Below are 13,517 nucleotides of genomic sequence, written 5' to 3'. Positions count from 1 at the left end.
ACAGTGATTTTGATTATGACCAAGACTATCGTCCTGCATATCGTGCAGGTCACAGCTTGCGTTCACGCTATCCTGCCAACACTCGTTTTGAAGACCATGAATCTGAGCTTAAAAGTTCATGGGAAGAGTTTAAAGCCAACTCTCGTTTAACTTGGGAACAAGCCAAATTGGCTGTTCGTGATGGTTGGAATCGTTTAACTCGTTGATGCGTTTAGTTTGTTGATAATCGTAATTCGTTGATAATAATAAAAAATGACCTTTGCGCATCAAAGGTCATTTTTTATGCTACCATTGAGTGGCTGGCATTTATCAGCATCAGCACGCCGCCTTTGCCCAAGATATGATGTGCTAAATTTGGTTTTATGACTTTTAGTTATGTTATTATTAAAGCTTACGCTATTTAGTTTGAGATTGTTAGATTGTTTTATGAATAACTCCCGTGATGACATCATCGAAGATTTATTGGTTAATTCTGACTTGGCAAAAAAGTTAGTCCCCAACAAATTTAAGTTTACCAGCCAACAAGGACGCATTCGCCGTCAAAAGTTACTGTCAGCCGCCAAAAAGTTAAGCGAGACACACACCATCAATGACATCACATTGGCAGATGTGTGTGAAGAAGCAGACATTCCCAGAGCGTCTGCTTATCACTTTTTTCCCAATGTAGAAGCGGTGTTTTTGGCGTTGCGTTTTTTAAATGCCATCGAGATCATCGAAGAGCTCAAGCAAGTCGATGTGCAACGCTTTGATCTTTGGCAAGGCTATATCACAGGGTTATTAAACCACTTGGTTGAGGTATTAAATAACGACATCAGCAAGGCTAAGTTGATATATGAGGCCAATGCTCCTGAGTTTGGGCATGACACCCATGGCGAGCGTGTTGAGCATCAAGTGGTCAATCTGGTGTATGAGAAACTGGCATCACAGTATGAAGTTCCTGAATACGAAAGCATCAAAGAGGTGTTGCTCATTGGCTATAGCATCATCAATGGTGTGCTGATGTTGGCTTATCGCACTCAAGGCACATTAACCGATGACATGAAACAAGAAGCCATCACCGCTGGCATTGCTTATTTGCGTTGTTATCTGCCTGAGAAATTCCCACGCAAGGCATCTTAAAGATGAGCATTCGAGAACAAAAAAAACGCCAAACCAGACAATCCTTTTATGATGCGGTACTGACGTTATGCCTGACAGGACAATCTTTTAGTTCGATAAGTCTAAGACAAGTTACCCGTGAGGTTGGGGTTGTGCCAACTGCTTTTTATCGGCATTTTGCTGATATGGAAGATTTGGGGCGAGCCTTGGTGGAAGACGAGCTTGGGCAAGCACTGGCAATACTGCGTGATCACATGCACTTGGGTAAAAAACGCAGTTTTGAGAGACAAATTGCCAAAAGTGTGCAATTATTTTTTGATGCCATCGATGTCCACCCAAAGTATTGGCAGTTTATCGCCAGCGAACGTTTTGGTGGCTCAGAAGCGGTGCGTCATGCCATTGCCACTCAGATAGAGTTATTCGCTGACATCATGGCAAAGGATTTGGCATTGCAACCTGCCTTTGCTCACATCAATGCCTATGACCGCCGTTTGCTTGCCATCACAGGGGTAAACATGTCGTTTTCATGGATTATTGATTGGATTGAGCTTAATTATGCCGCCAACCATATTCATGACAATGATGCCCATGATAACGGTGATGATGCCATTCAAGATGACAGCATGGCACAAGACACATCAACTTTTATTCAACGAAAAAAAGCCATGCTCCATGACTGTACTCGACAAACACAAATGCTGTATTATGGGGCGTATAATTGGCAATCTCATGAAGAAACTGTATTAGATGGGCGGTCATTGTGATTGTGGTTGATACGCCCAATATCTGGGGTAAATAATATGCCAAGCTGGTTTGGAATTGTCTTGATTTGAGACTAACAGACCACCAATCATAAACCCTTGTTGTGATGCTTGGTTATTTTCTTGTCTGTCAGATTCAGATTTAACAATCAAAGCTGTCATGTATGCTTGACGTTTGTCATTGATTGTAACTTGTGCATAAAATGCTTGGCTACTCACGGCAAACATGCGTTTGGCTTGTTCAGTTGAGTGATTGCTGTTGCCGCTGTTATCAGTATTGCTGTTGTTGCTGTTTTGATTGGCATTGACTTGCTGTTGTCGGTTTAAATAGGCTTGAAACACAGGTTGCTGCCAAAGCTCTTCTACATTTTTTAATGGATGAGTACGAAAATCAGGCAACTGCTCTGGCAAGACATCAATGGGCGGTGGAGAGTTGCCATGTTGATTGTTGGCATGGTTACTATTCGATGAAAGCTGCTTATTTTGAGTGTTGGCATTTAAAACAGCACTGACAAGCAACGGATCTGCGGTATTGACATTGATGGGTAAAAACTTTGGTGACACACTGACAAATGGGCGTAACCGTTGATAGCTTACCACGTCCATACTGGGCAGTGCCAATAATTGCTCGATACTGACAAAAGGCTGATTCGCAAATTTTCCCCCATCAGCATACACCACCTGCTCATCTCCACCATCACCATACACACTGGCATCAGTGTCTTGAAAATCCAATATTTCTCTGGCAATGTTTGTCTCTAACCCCAAATTGGATAATAAAGATTTTAAGCTGGCATACGCTAAGTCATTGACCTGCCCATCTTGATAAAGATTATTAAGATTAAAGCGACCACTGGCATCATTCAAGTAAATCTGTAAGCGTTGACCACCCAACTCGATGGACGGTATGGGTTTTGCCCACGCATCTTCCATGCCATCATGGTCATTGGTCTGCTGCTCTTGTTCTATGATGCTTTTGGCAATTACTAAGCCTGATTGAAGATTCTGACGGTTTTGGTTGTTATCCAAAACCAAGCTGGTTTGGCGAATGCTCAATTTTTGGCTGGCAAGCATCGAACCTGCCACCACCACAATCGCCACCACCAACAACAGCACCGTTAACAATGCCATGCCCTGTTGTGCATTGGTGGATATCAGTGGTGGTGGCTTGGCATGTGAATAACGACTTGACGAGCAAGGCAAGCAAGCAAGCAGGAAGTCAGTTTTAGTTGACATTGGCATCTCCTGCTTGTTCTGTATCCATCGCACCACCAACCAAAAATTGCCATTGCAGTGGCTCATTCATATACTCAAAGCTCACACTCACGCCCTTTGGTAATAATGAATGAGCAACTGTACCGTTATCGGGCAAATTGGCATCAACATCAGCACCAAACACTGTTACCATTTTAGGGGTAAAGGCGTGCCAATGTAGTTCATTTACGCTGGCGTTCCTGCCTAAAATCACCGCTGTTGTGTTGGCACTGGTATGAATACTGTCGTTAACACTGGCATCAACACTCACATTGTCAATGGCATAAGATTGCTCACGCAACAAACGCCCATCATGTAAGTGATAGCTGACTTTAACCAACGCAGGGGTCAGTGGATAACGTGGGTCGGCATCAGCAAAACGGATAAAGCTAACCCCATTGGCATTGAGACGAAATGCAGGTTTGACGTCATCAGATGTGGCTTGGTGGTTATTCGCTTGACCATTGTTTGTTTGTGGCGTGTTATTTTGAGAATTGTTTTGAGCATTGTTTTGAACATTGTTTTGAGCATCATTTGGGGTAACTTGCTGCCAAGGCACCGCTTGAGCGAAGTCTTTTTGCAGTTGCAAATAGGCATATTGCAACTCAGATAAGGTTTGCTTATGGATTTGGGTTTGCTCTTTTGTGCGGTTTAATGAAGCGAACACTTGCCAGCCTGCCACTGCCAACATCGCAAATATGGTCATCGCCACCAACAGCTCTACTAAGGTGAAACCGTGTTGGCTTTTGCCCTGATTGAAACAATTTAAGCGGTGATGATAAACAGGCATGATTGATTTGACTTTAACTTAGTTAATTTGGTCTGGTTAATTTGGTTTGGTTAATTTAGTTGATTTGACTAAATGGGCTTGGTTTATTCAGTACCAAACGCATCTGACTGCCTACAGTGGCGATGCGTGTGTCATCTGACGCTTGGCTGATGTTGGCTTGATTGGCAGGGCTAACAATGATGTCAATCACTTGTAGATCATCAGGTAAATTGGGTAAATCTGTTACGATTTGGTATTGTACGTGCCAAGCATGCCCTTGTTGAGTGATGTTTTCACTGCGATTGGCTTGTGGCCAGTCTTGGTTGATGCGAAGTTGCACAGCGGCGTTTTGTGCCACAAATTGAGCATACGTCCTACTTTTCATGCCTTCGACTGTCCTTAAATAGCCCATGCTCGCTTGACTGGCAGCCACTGCCACCACTGCCAATATTGCCAATGCCACCATCACTTCTATCAAGGTAAACCCGTTTTGTTGACCAATGCGTTGTGTGGTATTCACGGTATTGATGGCATTCATTGCATTGCCCCATAGACGACTTCGCCATTGGGCAACAGTTGTATGGTTTCACCCACAGGTCGGTCATGATATCGCATGGTGATGATGACAGCAGCACTTTCACCTGTGCCAAACCAAACGATTTGTGGCGTTTGAGCAGAAGCCAGCCATGGATTGAATGAAGCCATTTCTATGCGGATTTTTTTGTTAATTTGGTGATTGACTGGGTCATTCAGTGGGCTGTCTTGCCCAGTGCGTGGTTGAGCGTTTTGGTTATGAGCATCTTGGTTGGATTGTATGTCGATGACAAGTCCATTGGGTGGTATCGGCAAGTTGATGCTGTCATCGACAACCCAAGTGGGGTTAAGCGATGCTTGTTGGGTAAGTGCATTGGTATTTATTGACATTCCCGACAGTTCCATGGCATTTTTTGGCTTGGTATCAGTTTGATGGCCCGTTTGATGATGGGCATAAGGATTTTGTAACACCATGACTTTGGCAGTGGGCTTGCCTGTTTTATCCACATCAAAACGAATGCCCATCGGTTGCACACGCTCTTGTGATAACAGACGCAGATAGTGCATGCTGTCAACCAAATGCTCTTGATACGCCATGTTTTTTCGCACATCGCCACTGCTGACTGACATGGTGAGCATGCCAGCAAATATCGTCAAAATGACAATCACCACCATCAACTCAACCAAAGTAAATCCATTGATTTGATGTGGATTTACTGGTGTCTTTTGGGGTATGATGGTAAACGTTAATGGCATGAATTTTGATGTTTTAATGCTTTATCAATCTATTGTCTTATTTTGATGCGTTCTTGGCTGTCTTGCTCAAGATGCTTGCTTGCTGTCTGCTGTGGGATATTGAGCTGGCATGTCCAATATCTGCTTAACAAACGCATAACGCAACGTGGTTCTGTCACCCAAATACCGCTGATAAAAACTGGAGTTTAATAGCCCTGCACCCCCCTGCCCCAACGCCCAAATGCTGGACAGATAATCTCTGGTACTCATACTGCTTTGTTTTTCGTCCAAATAACCACCCACCACATCTAACGCACGTTGCATACGCTGACGGCGAATGTGATACAACTCGGTAAATAAACGGTTTAATCCTGTGGTAGACGCTGCCAGTCGCTCTTCTATTTGATTAAGCAAAATGGCTTTTTGTGGACTCATAAGCAGTTGCAAAATAATTCTGGCAACCCCAGCGGCATGGCAATCATCAACCATGGTGCTGTGATACAATGACTCTTCATAACGAATGATGATGCGCAAATACAACTCATCTTTGCTGGAGAAATGCTTATACAATGTCCCTTTTGCCAAATCCAACTGCTCTGCCAACGCATCAAGGGTAATGTCCCCTTCTCCTGATTCCAACAACAACTGCTCTGCCATCGTAAGAATGCTGTCTTCTCTGGCTTTGAACTGTTTTTGACGACTCATGTCGCAGTAACTCCTTTAGCACACAACGCTTATTTTAATGACGCTGATTTTAATCATACTGTTTTTAACAGTACTGTGCCAGTAAATTATCAAAGTTTTGCGTGGTTAAACTGGCAATCTTTGCACAATCCACCTGCAAAATCTCTGCCAAACACTGTGCCACATAAGGCACTAAGCTTGGTTCGTTGGGTTTACCACGATAAGGCATGGGGGCAAGATAGGGGCTGTCAGTTTCTATCAACAATCGGTCTTTGGGAACTTTTTTGGCAACATCTCGTAACGCTTGAGCGTTTTTAAATGTAACAATGCCAGAAAAAGAGACATAAAAACCCATGTCTAACGCTGTCTTTGCGGTTGCCCAATCTTCGGTAAAACAATGAATGATGCCGTGTTCAGCCTTTTCTGCCTTTAAAATATCCAAAGTATCCGCCTTGGCAGAACGGGTATGCACCACCAGTGGCTTTTTAAGCTGTTGGCTGACGGCAATATGACGAACCAAACTTTGTTGTTGGGCAAGTTTGTTGTCTTCGCTCCAATAATAATCCAACCCTGTCTCACCGATTGCCCATACCAACTGATTATCCGCCATACGCAATAACGTATCCACATCAGCAGAAGTCAATGTTGCCAAGTCTTCAGATGGATGCACGCCCACACTCATGCCAAGCTGTAATTGTGGACTTTGATAAGTCTGGATTATGTCATAAATGTCATCAAATTCAGCCAAATCACACATGATTGCCATGGCTTTACTGACTTGAGCTTGCTTCATGTTATCAAAGATGGGCTGCAAATTGCCTTGATACGCATCAAGATTTAAACGATTTAAATGACAATGGCTGTCGGTAAACATAAATGGTAACTCTTTTTTATGGATTGTTTTATTTTATGGATTGTTTCATGTTATGGATTGTTTCAATGCGTTTTATTTAAACATCATTTTCTTAATTTAACGGCACAACACGCAACACTTCATCGATGCTGGTAACACCTTCGGCGATTTTCTTTGCCCCTGCCAGCCTTAACGGCTGCATGCCTTCATCATAGGCTTGTTTTTTAAGCTGATTTAAGTCAGCATTTTGTGCCACCATTTTTTTAATGGCATTAGAAAAACCCAACATCTCATAGATGCCCACTCGTCCTTGATAACCTGTGTGACGGCAATGCTCACACCCTTTTGGCAGATACGCCACTGTGGGCAACTTAGCAGTCCAAGGACTCACCAACTCTTGCCACTGGTGTGTCCACGCTTCGGCTAACTCTTTCTCTTGCTGGCCTTGGGCAGATAAATCGCTTAAGTTTAATGCTTTTTTACAATGTGGACAAAGGGTACGCAAAAGACGCTGTGCCACAATACCAACTAAGGTTGCTGATGTCAAAAATGGCTGTATGCCCAAATCATGTAAACGTGTTACTGCACTGGGGGCATCATTGGTGTGCAAGGTGGATAACACCAAATGCCCTGTCAATGACGCTTGTACTGCCATGTTAGCGGTCTCAGCATCTCGAATCTCCCCCACCATGATGACATCAGGGTCTTGACGCATCAGTGAGCGAATGCCATCAGCAAAATGTAAATCAATACTGGGATTGACCTGCATTTGGTTAAATTTTGGCTCAACCATTTCGATGGGGTCTTCAATGGTACAGACATTGACCGCTTCAGTCGCCAGTTGTTTTAGGGTGCTATATAAGGTGGTGGTCTTGCCTGAACCCGTCGGTCCTGTCAACAAAATAATCCCATTGGGCTGGGTGGTCATCTGTTGCCAAGTCTCATAATGCTTGCCTGTCAATCCCAACTGACCAAAACTACGCACCAACACTTCAGGGTCAAACACTCGCATCACCAGTTTTTCACCAAACGCCGTGGGCATGGTGGACAATCGCAATTCGGTTTCCAAGCCTTTTGGGGTGCGTGTTTTTAAGCGTCCATCTTGTGGTTTACGCTTTTCTGCCACATTGAGCCTACCTAAAATCTTAATGCGTGCAGTAACAGCAGTCATGATAGATGATGGCATTTCATACACCGTATGTAGCACCCCATCAATGCGAAAACGCACCTTACCTGTCTGGCGTCTTGGCTCTAGATGAATGTCACTTGCTCGTTGTTCAAACGCATATTGCAACAGCCAATCCACCACTTTTACAATGTGTTGATCGTTGGCATCTGGATTGTCTTTATCACCCAGCTGAAGTAATGCTTCAACATTGGTAACATCACTGCCATTGCGTCTGTGGACATCACTTGCCCCTGCGATGGCCTTGGTAACATGATAAAACTCTTGTCGATAGCGATTAATTTGGTCAGGGCTGACATAGACAGTATCAAAGGTCTTTGGCTTGATGATTTGAGCAATGTTGCTGTGCCAATCTCGATAAAACGGCTGGTCAGTGCCAATCAGCACCGTGTCATCATTGACTTCCACCACTAAGATATGATGCGTCTTAGCATAAGCAAAACTCATCACATCAGTGATGGCTGGCACATCAACTTTAAGTGGGTCAATACGCACCAAAGGCATGCCTGCCTTAGCAGATAGCCACACATTGAGTGCTGGCAAATCTAACGGTGTGTGATGAATGGCAGATTTTAATTGATAATCAGCAATTATCTGTAATGGCGGTTTGTTTTTTTCACGATTACTGGTGATGACAAGATGATAACTGCGAGCATCTAAAATGCCGTCATTTAACAATTCATCTAAACACCAACGCAAATCTATCAACAAAGAATATCTCGGTATGCTCATGGGCTTATCTTTATGTGCTGTAAAATTTATGTGCTGTAAAAGACGTTTATTATAAAGGCAAACACCCACTTAACCAAATGGACTTATCAACGTAAAATCACAACCCAAAACCCAGACCATAGAAAAAACCCCAACTTAATCAAGTTAGGGTTTATGCCGATATAAGCTTGAATTTGGTTAAGCTTGAATGAATCTTATCTTAATCAAAACAACCAAACAAAACCACCATCAAAATCAAATGACATTAAATTTTTTGCTTAACGTCATTGGCGGTGTCGCTGACAGTGTTACCTGCTTTTGATACGTCTTGACCAAAACCACTGATGGTATTACAACCTGTCAAAACCATCATGGCAGCCAAGGCAACTAGGGTTAGCTTTTTCATAAATGTCTCCAAAAAGATAAAGATAAAATTGAGTTTGCATTAAGTTTGCATCGTTACATGAATGACATGAATACATGCAACCAACATTAAGCATGGCATAAAACTGACTTATTTGTCTGTTTTTGTATTGTATATAATTTGTATTGTATACCCCACTCTCAACACCTTTAAGAGAGATTGAAACAAAGAAGGCATGTCCCTAATATCCTCCATGTCCTCCATATCCATCATGCTCTCCATATCCGTCATGTCCTGTATATCCGTCATGTCCTGTATATCCGTCATGTCCTGTATATCCGTCATGTCCTACATATCCTCCATGTCCTGCATATCCGTCATGCCCTCCCATTCTTTGTTTGACTTGACTGGCACTGTTACTGACGGTATTACCAACTGCGGATATGTCTTGACCAAGACCACTGATGGTATTACAACCTGTCAAAACCATCATGGCTGTCAGAGCAACTAAAGTCAGCTTTTTCACTTGGGTTTGCTGTTTCATAAACTTATCCATTTTTGACAATCATATTTTGATAATTATATTTTGATAATCATAATTTTTTAATGATAACTTGTTAAGCAACATGGCACAAGTCACTTAATTGCCCATGATTACCCATCTTGATAGGACAATGAGCCAGCTTTAGCCCATTTGATGTTAAGCTATTTTATTAACCCCAATCACTTCTAACTGTCCTTGTGTTCTTTGTACAAAACGCACGTCAATATTTTTATAACGCATGACATACTCTCGCTGACTGACCTTTTGACGATAAGCAGGGCGTGGATCTTGAGCAATCAAGGCGGTGATGATGTGCCAATCAGCATCATGTAAAGAAGTCAGCAAATGGTCATTCATCAAACCCTCTGTCTGCAAGTCTTTAACAATCTTATCAAACTGGCATTTGGCATCTTGATAAACATGCACTTGGCAAGTTGATGGTTTGGCATCGGCATAACCGTCATGGCTATCAATAATGGCATCGCTGTAACGCACATAAGGGCGAATGTCTAAAATGGGCGTTTTATCCAATAAATCTGCCCCAATGACATGAATCAGCAACTGTCCCTGTCTTGTTTCAATGCCCTGCAAACGCACCACCGACATGCCCATCTGACTGGGACGGTACATGCTACGACTGGCAAATACACCCACTTTATCATTACCACCCAACCTTGGTGGACGTATTTTTGTTCTAAATTGGGCTTGTGAATGCTCTGTTTGCGTTGCTTGACGATTGGCATGAAAATACCAATGCAACCACAGATGACTAAAATTATCCAACCCCACAACCGCATCAAACACGTCATAAGGGGGCAACAACTCAATGACAGACCGCACATCAACCAAATTAGGCTGGCGTGGTAAACCAAATTTTTGCGTCATGGGTGAGTGATGCACCCCCACCACAGGCAAGGTTACATCTGCTAAATTTGCAAGGTGATGTTCCATATTGTCATGCTCCAAATCATCATGTTCCAAACTGGCGTTAATTGGGCAATTTGTGTCATTTTTTGCTATCATATTGAGCTGGCTTTTTATATGGCTGGCAATGTGCTTATTCATGTGCTTATTCATGTGCTTATTATACGACCACTCACGTCATTTTGTTATTTCATTTCTTTAAAAACTCTAGTAAGGATAGGTTATGTCTAAATTTCGCACCGAGACCGTTACTCACGTTCATCACTGGAACGACAGCTTATTTACCATCAAAACCACCCGTGATGACGGCTTGCGTTTTCGTAATGGTGAATTTGCCATGATAGGCTTAATGGTGGACGACAGACCCTTGGTGCGTGCGTACTCCATCGCCAGCCCCAATTATGCAGAGTATTTGGAATTTTTCTCCATTAAAGTGCAAAACGGTCCGTTGACTTCACGCTTACAACACATTCAAGTGGGCGATGAACTCTTAGTCAGTAAAAAACCCACTGGCACATTGGTTCTTGACGACCTTTTACCTGGCAAACATTTATATATGTTGGCAACAGGCACAGGGCTTGCTCCGTTTTTATCATTGTGCCGTGACCCTGAAGTGTATGAACGCTTTGATAAAGTCATATTGGTACATGGGGTACGTAAGATTGAAGACTTGGCGTATCGAGAACTGTTTGAATACCAGCTGCCCAATGACGACATCTTTGGTGAGTGGGTAAAAGAAAAATTCATCTACTACCCCACCGTCACTCGTGATGAATTCAAAAACCAAGGACGCATCACCACATTACTTGAGTCTGGCAAGTTGTTTGATGACATTGGACTGCCCCCAATCAATCAAACTGATGACCGTGTGATGATTTGTGGCAGCATGATGATGAATGAAGACACTTCAAAAATCCTAGATAATTTTGGGCTGTCCATATCACCCCGTATGGGCGAACCTGCTGACTACGTGGTTGAACGAGCATTTGTGGGCTAATGATTAAAAATGAATCACTAACAATCAATAACATGAGGTAAAAAATAATGATGAATGACACACAACTGAGCAAAACACAGATTGACCAGTTAACCGAACAGGACTGGCAAAATCGATTAACCGCTGAACAATATCATATTTTACGCAATAAAGGCACAGAACGCCCCTTTACAGGAAAGTATAATGACTGCAAAGACACTGGCATCTATCGCTGTGGTGGCTGTGGGGCTAAATTATTCACTTCTGATGCCAAGTTTGATTCAGGTTGTGGTTGGCCAAGCTTTGACAAAACCATTGATGACACTGCCGTTGATGAACACTTAGACACCTCACATGGCATGCGACGCATTGAAGTGACTTGCAATAACTGTGGTGGTCATTTGGGGCATGTGTTCCCTGATGGGCCTAAAGATACCACAGGCATGAGATATTGCATCAACTCAGTGGCGATTAATCTTGATAAAAGTTAACCAATATAGGGTGGCTATTATGTTAATTTTATTGTCTAACCATGTTGATGGTTATGGTGGAAGCATGATGCACCAAACGAAAAAAGTTTAAAAAAGCGTTTGACAGAGAATTTAAACCGTATATAATACACACCCACAGAGCAAGGGTGGTTAGCTCAGTTGGTAGAGCGTCTGCCTTACACGCAGAATGTCGGCGGTTCGACCCCGTCACCACCCACCAATTTCTTGCTCATGACTTTTTTTGGTTAGGCAATCTTTTTGGTTAGGCAGTTAGTTAAGCTGTCAAAACTAAACAATAAATTGCCATCAACTTAATCAAAGCGACCTAAGCAGCGGTAGTTCAGTTGGTTAGAATACCGGCCTGTCACGCCGGGGGTCGCGGGTTCGAGTCCCGTCCGCTGCGCCATTTATTAAGGATTCCACTTGTCAAAGTGCCTTTTATCAAAGTAGATAATACTTTAATTTTTATAAAATTAATGTCTCAAATCTCCCCTGATTTGAGATTTTTTTGTTTAAGATTGCAAATTATTAAAAAATATTGAAGAATATAGCATCTTTTTAATTTACCAAAGAATTTGGTAAGTCCTGCAAACCGCCAAAAATTCTTACATAAAATTATTTTAATTTGTGCATGGATATTTTAGGCGTGGTGGCTATCAACGTCCCATCAGATTTGATGCCTGTAACGGTCGCATAACCCCTAGGATTGTCGCTAAAAATCTGCTGAAACTGGCTTAATAAATTCATCTTTACACGCCCCTTTTTTTGGTTACAATATAAAAACCAACCAACCTGTCATGCACCCATGCACATTGAATACGACCCCATCAAAAACCAAAAGAACATTGAAGAACGTGGTTTGCCGTTTGCCATGGCGATTGACTTTGATTTTACCACCGCCCTGATATGGCAAGACACACGCAAACCATACCCTGAAACTCGCTATTCATCACTTGGGTTGATTGATAATCGTCTATACGCCCTTGTGTTTTGTGAAGTTGACCTAGGCATTCGCATCATCAGCTTTAGAAAAGCCAATCAAAGAGAGTGTAAAAAATATGACCAGTTTAGCCATCAAACCCAAAGACCCTGAAAAAACCGACTTTGAAAACCCAGAGTGGACAGAGGACATGTTTGCCAATGCCACCCGTTTGCAAGGTTTGCCAACATCACTACAAACCAAACTTGGCAACCCCCCAAAAGCCAAGCCAAAACAAGCCATTACCGTCCGCTATGACAGTGACATCATTGACCGCTTTCGTGCCACAGGCAAAGGCTGGCAAACACGCATGAACGATGCCTTACGAGAGTATTTAGACACTCACGCATTTTAAACGCATTTTAAACATCCACATACCTATCCATCCCCACCGTCTGCCACACCACCACCGCATCACCATCACGGCTGACTGACAGCCCAACCGATGTAATTAGGGCATTAAACGCCCCATCACCGCCGCCGGTATCGTCATTGATTTGCCAAATCTGCCCAAGCTTGGCAAGGGGTAAGTTAAAACCACCATTCAAAACTGGAAAAAACAACCAAAACGCAAGGTGGTCATCACACGCAAATTGAAAATAGACATGGACGCACTACGCCAAGACGTAGAAACCCATATATACCACCATCAAC

18 protein-coding genes and 2 tRNA genes are annotated in these 13,517 nt (G+C 42.8%); 8 read left to right on the top strand and 12 right to left on the bottom strand.

Features of this window, described 5'->3' with window-relative positions:
• The first annotated feature begins 426 nt into the window (after nt 1–426).
• Complete coding sequence (locus WDM69_RS04120) at nt 427–1,119, top strand: TetR/AcrR family transcriptional regulator (protein WP_338755756.1); 693 nt, start codon at nt 427–429, stop codon at nt 1,117–1,119.
• Nucleotides 1,120–1,121: 2 nt separating this feature from the next.
• A complete protein-coding gene (locus WDM69_RS04115) occupies nt 1,122–1,862 on the top strand; it encodes a TetR family transcriptional regulator (protein ID WP_078306537.1) in 741 nt (246 codons plus the stop codon).
• Here the strand turns inward: WDM69_RS04115 and gspK are convergent.
• From gspK to tsaA, 10 genes are all read right to left on the bottom strand, one after another.
• A complete protein-coding gene (gene gspK, locus WDM69_RS04110) occupies nt 1,854–3,095 on the bottom strand; it encodes a type II secretion system minor pseudopilin GspK (RefSeq protein WP_338755755.1) in 1,242 nt (413 codons plus the stop codon). The genes WDM69_RS04115 and gspK overlap by 9 nt on opposite strands.
• Nucleotides 3,085–3,903: a PulJ/GspJ family protein gene (locus WDM69_RS04105; RefSeq protein ID WP_338755754.1), complete on the bottom strand. Its 819-nt coding sequence runs from the start codon at nt 3,901–3,903 to the stop codon at nt 3,085–3,087. The genes gspK and WDM69_RS04105 overlap by 11 nt, the downstream gene beginning before the upstream one ends.
• A gap of 55 nt (nt 3,904–3,958) precedes the next feature.
• Nucleotides 3,959–4,420 (bottom strand): type II secretion system minor pseudopilin GspI, encoded by a 462-nt coding sequence (gspI, locus tag WDM69_RS04100; protein ID WP_338755752.1) that lies wholly within the window; start codon nt 4,418–4,420, stop codon nt 3,959–3,961.
• Nucleotides 4,417–5,172: a prepilin-type N-terminal cleavage/methylation domain-containing protein gene (locus tag WDM69_RS04095; protein ID WP_338755750.1), complete on the bottom strand. Its 756-nt coding sequence runs from the start codon at nt 5,170–5,172 to the stop codon at nt 4,417–4,419. The genes gspI and WDM69_RS04095 overlap by 4 nt, the downstream gene beginning before the upstream one ends.
• A 66-nt stretch (nt 5,173–5,238) precedes the next feature.
• On the bottom strand, nt 5,239–5,856 hold the full coding sequence (locus WDM69_RS04090; protein WP_338755749.1) for a TetR/AcrR family transcriptional regulator: 618 nt from the start codon (nt 5,854–5,856) through the stop codon (nt 5,239–5,241).
• 64 nt (nt 5,857–5,920) lie between these two features.
• Complete coding sequence (locus WDM69_RS04085) at nt 5,921–6,709, bottom strand: TatD family hydrolase (RefSeq protein ID WP_078306531.1); 789 nt, start codon at nt 6,707–6,709, stop codon at nt 5,921–5,923.
• Nucleotides 6,710–6,800: 91 nt separating this feature from the next.
• Nucleotides 6,801–8,606 (bottom strand): GspE/PulE family protein, encoded by a 1,806-nt coding sequence (locus WDM69_RS04080; protein WP_338755748.1) that lies wholly within the window; start codon nt 8,604–8,606, stop codon nt 6,801–6,803.
• 244 nt (nt 8,607–8,850) lie between these two features.
• Nucleotides 8,851–8,991, bottom strand: coding sequence for an entericidin A/B family lipoprotein (locus WDM69_RS04075; RefSeq protein ID WP_338755747.1), 141 nt, complete (start codon nt 8,989–8,991; stop codon nt 8,851–8,853).
• 199 nt (nt 8,992–9,190) lie between these two features.
• Nucleotides 9,191–9,493, bottom strand: a complete 303-nt coding sequence (locus WDM69_RS04070; RefSeq protein ID WP_338755746.1) for an entericidin A/B family lipoprotein — start codon at nt 9,491–9,493, stop codon at nt 9,191–9,193.
• A 156-nt stretch (nt 9,494–9,649) separates the two neighbouring features.
• Nucleotides 9,650–10,558 carry a tRNA (N6-threonylcarbamoyladenosine(37)-N6)-methyltransferase TrmO gene (gene tsaA / locus WDM69_RS04065; RefSeq protein ID WP_338755745.1) on the bottom strand — a complete coding sequence of 303 codons (909 nt, stop codon included), beginning with the start codon at nt 10,556–10,558 and terminating at the stop codon, nt 9,650–9,652.
• An 82-nt stretch (nt 10,559–10,640) separates the two neighbouring features.
• Between tsaA and WDM69_RS04060 the strand changes: the two genes are divergently transcribed.
• From WDM69_RS04060 to WDM69_RS04045, 4 genes are all read left to right on the top strand, one after another.
• Complete coding sequence (locus tag WDM69_RS04060) at nt 10,641–11,414, top strand: ferredoxin--NADP reductase (RefSeq protein WP_078306528.1); 774 nt, start codon at nt 10,641–10,643, stop codon at nt 11,412–11,414.
• 50 nt (nt 11,415–11,464) lie between these two features.
• Nucleotides 11,465–11,884, top strand: a complete 420-nt coding sequence (gene msrB / locus WDM69_RS04055; protein ID WP_078306969.1) for a peptide-methionine (R)-S-oxide reductase MsrB — start codon at nt 11,465–11,467, stop codon at nt 11,882–11,884.
• Between the two features lie 144 nt (nt 11,885–12,028).
• Nucleotides 12,029–12,104, top strand: a tRNA-Val gene (locus WDM69_RS04050).
• A gap of 109 nt (nt 12,105–12,213) precedes the next feature.
• Nucleotides 12,214–12,290, top strand: a tRNA-Asp gene (locus WDM69_RS04045).
• Nucleotides 12,291–12,499: 209 nt separating this feature from the next.
• Here the strand turns inward: WDM69_RS04045 and WDM69_RS04040 are convergent.
• Nucleotides 12,500–12,631: a hypothetical protein gene (locus tag WDM69_RS04040; protein WP_276206616.1), complete on the bottom strand. Its 132-nt coding sequence runs from the start codon at nt 12,629–12,631 to the stop codon at nt 12,500–12,502.
• A 58-nt stretch (nt 12,632–12,689) separates the two neighbouring features.
• On the opposite strand from WDM69_RS04040, the gene WDM69_RS04035 reads away from it, so the two are divergent.
• Both WDM69_RS04035 and WDM69_RS04030 read left to right on the top strand, forming a co-directional pair.
• On the top strand, nt 12,690–12,977 hold the full coding sequence (locus tag WDM69_RS04035; protein WP_078306527.1) for a BrnT family toxin: 288 nt from the start codon (nt 12,690–12,692) through the stop codon (nt 12,975–12,977).
• Nucleotides 12,943–13,218, top strand: a complete 276-nt coding sequence (locus WDM69_RS04030; RefSeq protein WP_078306526.1) for a BrnA antitoxin family protein — start codon at nt 12,943–12,945, stop codon at nt 13,216–13,218. Before WDM69_RS04035 ends, WDM69_RS04030 begins: the two co-directional genes overlap by 35 nt.
• A 7-nt stretch (nt 13,219–13,225) precedes the next feature.
• Here WDM69_RS04030 and WDM69_RS04025 read toward each other — a convergent pair whose 3' ends face one another.
• On the bottom strand, nt 13,226–13,411 hold the full coding sequence (locus WDM69_RS04025; RefSeq protein WP_078306525.1) for a hypothetical protein: 186 nt from the start codon (nt 13,409–13,411) through the stop codon (nt 13,226–13,228).
• Nucleotides 13,412–13,517 lie beyond the last annotated feature (106 nt).

Source organism: Lwoffella lincolnii, from assembly GCF_037201985.1.
GTDB lineage: Bacteria > Pseudomonadota > Gammaproteobacteria > Pseudomonadales > Moraxellaceae > Psychrobacter > Psychrobacter lincolnii.
The sequence above is the reverse complement of the archived record's forward strand: the minus strand, read 5'-3'. Positions and strand labels throughout refer to the sequence as shown.

What these genes read in the sequence shown, in the direction of transcription:
- WDM69_RS04070 (WP_338755746.1), bottom strand. Translation starts at nt 9,493, where the DNA reads ATGAAACAGCAAACCCAAGTGAAAAAGCTGACTTTAGTTGCTCTGACA.
- WDM69_RS04080 (WP_338755748.1), bottom strand. Translation starts at nt 8,606, where the DNA reads ATGAGCATACCGAGATATTCTTTGTTGATAGATTTGCGTTGGTGTTTA.
- WDM69_RS04060 (WP_078306528.1), top strand. Translation starts at nt 10,641, where the DNA reads ATGTCTAAATTTCGCACCGAGACCGTTACTCACGTTCATCACTGGAAC.
- WDM69_RS04095 (WP_338755750.1), bottom strand. Translation starts at nt 5,172, where the DNA reads ATGCCATTAACGTTTACCATCATACCCCAAAAGACACCAGTAAATCCA.
- WDM69_RS04075 (WP_338755747.1), bottom strand. Translation starts at nt 8,991, where the DNA reads ATGAAAAAGCTAACCCTAGTTGCCTTGGCTGCCATGATGGTTTTGACA.
- WDM69_RS04085 (WP_078306531.1), bottom strand. Translation starts at nt 6,709, where the DNA reads ATGTTTACCGACAGCCATTGTCATTTAAATCGTTTAAATCTTGATGCG.
- WDM69_RS04090 (WP_338755749.1), bottom strand. Translation starts at nt 5,856, where the DNA reads ATGAGTCGTCAAAAACAGTTCAAAGCCAGAGAAGACAGCATTCTTACG.
- gspI (WP_338755752.1), bottom strand. Translation starts at nt 4,420, where the DNA reads ATGAATGCCATCAATACCGTGAATACCACACAACGCATTGGTCAACAA.
- WDM69_RS04035 (WP_078306527.1), top strand. Translation starts at nt 12,690, where the DNA reads ATGCACATTGAATACGACCCCATCAAAAACCAAAAGAACATTGAAGAA.
- WDM69_RS04105 (WP_338755754.1), bottom strand. Translation starts at nt 3,903, where the DNA reads ATGCCTGTTTATCATCACCGCTTAAATTGTTTCAATCAGGGCAAAAGC.
- WDM69_RS04115 (WP_078306537.1), top strand. Translation starts at nt 1,122, where the DNA reads ATGAGCATTCGAGAACAAAAAAAACGCCAAACCAGACAATCCTTTTAT.
- WDM69_RS04030 (WP_078306526.1), top strand. Translation starts at nt 12,943, where the DNA reads ATGACCAGTTTAGCCATCAAACCCAAAGACCCTGAAAAAACCGACTTT.
- msrB (WP_078306969.1), top strand. Translation starts at nt 11,465, where the DNA reads ATGAATGACACACAACTGAGCAAAACACAGATTGACCAGTTAACCGAA.
- tsaA (WP_338755745.1), bottom strand. Translation starts at nt 10,558, where the DNA reads ATGAATAAGCACATTGCCAGCCATATAAAAAGCCAGCTCAATATGATA.
- WDM69_RS04120 (WP_338755756.1), top strand. Translation starts at nt 427, where the DNA reads ATGAATAACTCCCGTGATGACATCATCGAAGATTTATTGGTTAATTCT.
- gspK (WP_338755755.1), bottom strand. Translation starts at nt 3,095, where the DNA reads ATGTCAACTAAAACTGACTTCCTGCTTGCTTGCTTGCCTTGCTCGTCA.
- WDM69_RS04040 (WP_276206616.1), bottom strand. Translation starts at nt 12,631, where the DNA reads ATGAATTTATTAAGCCAGTTTCAGCAGATTTTTAGCGACAATCCTAGG.